Origin of the sequence: Pseudomonas sp., from assembly GCF_050739655.1 — a bacterium.
Taxonomy (GTDB): domain Bacteria; phylum Pseudomonadota; class Gammaproteobacteria; order Pseudomonadales; family Pseudomonadaceae; genus Aquipseudomonas.
Map to the genome: position 1 here is coordinate 1 of NZ_JBOIBY010000323.1, position 1,204 is coordinate 1,204.

1 protein-coding gene and 1 pseudogene are annotated in these 1,204 nt (G+C 54.5%); one reads left to right on the plus strand and one right to left on the minus strand.

The window, feature by feature from the left end:
* Positions 1-432: 432 nt before the first annotated feature.
* Positions 433-711, plus strand: coding sequence for a DUF3077 domain-containing protein (locus tag ACRESJ_RS15795; protein WP_431758733.1), 279 nt, complete (start codon positions 433-435; stop codon positions 709-711).
* Between the two features lie 309 nt (positions 712-1,020).
* On the opposite strand, the pseudogene ACRESJ_RS15800 reads toward ACRESJ_RS15795, so the two are convergent.
* A pseudogene (locus ACRESJ_RS15800) lies at positions 1,021-1,204 on the minus strand (heme o synthase); the annotation flags it as partial.

Below are 1,204 nucleotides of genomic sequence, written 5' to 3' on the forward strand. Positions count from 1 at the left end.
GCCTGACACTCCGCCTTCGCGGGCAAGCCCGCTCCCACAGGGTTTGTGGTGTCCAGATAGATCTTCGCCAGCAGATCGCTACGATTGCCGATCTCACCCTCACCGACTAACTTCGCCCCGTCGCTGCCAATTCAGCGACCGGGCCTGATAACCCGGGTAAGATGTGTACGCAACTGCGGCAAACTCACGATTGTCGGCGTTTTTTTTACGTCCGGAATTTCGTGTAATGGCGGCTGTGCGTGGGAGACCTTCGGGTCTGCCGGGTCCTGCATCTCCGGTTTATCAGCCTGCGCTCAGCTGCCACCTATTCGCCTGATAACGAATGGGGCAGCATCACATATGCAGGAGTTACAAATGAAAGCTATCAAGACCTCCTTATCCGCTTCATCGGTTATCCCCCACCACCTCCAAACCACCAGGAGGTGAACCCCAATGACCAATCCCCAAGACCTGAAAACCATCGGCCTCACCCCTTTCTCCTATCACGCTAACGAACCACTATTTCGCATCAACGCCGGTGTCCCGGTCATCACCGCCCTCTCCCACGCCTCCGACCTGCTCCACCTCGCCAAACTGCTCGCCTCGGACGCGGCCATGATTCGCAACACCGACCGACACGCCTGGGCCTCGCATTTCTTGCAGGACATGAGCAAGGCGATCATCGATGACGTGGTGAAGGTACTTGATGCACCATGTAACAACCGCGCCTGAATGAATAAGCCCCGCGCTTCTTTCGAAATGCGGGGCTTTCAGTTCGCAGATAGTCATTTGATGCACTTATTGCTAATCCTCATTTTTTGTCTGGCCGCGTACTTTTTCTTAAGTAGGCCAAGAAAATCTTAATTTTGGGAGTTTTTCTCAATATTTTCTTCAGTGGCAGCTTCAGTCTGTAATCGAATTTGTTCTGTCAAACCGAGTCGCTCCCACCTTTGGACCGGCGTCACACACAGATTTCCCCCCAACAAAAAACCCCGCACCTTCTCTCAAAGGGCGGGGTTTTTCTTTACAGCAATCCGACGCTTAAGGCGCGTACGTCAACAACAACTCCGCCGGCACTTTGAAGTCCAGGGACATCGCCACGCTCAACGCGGTAATGGTGAAGATCGAGAACACGAACAGCTTGCGTGCCCAGACCGTGTCATCCACTGCCTTGTAGCCGGTCCAGGCCATGTACAGCCAGTACATGCCCATGGCCGCGGCGACG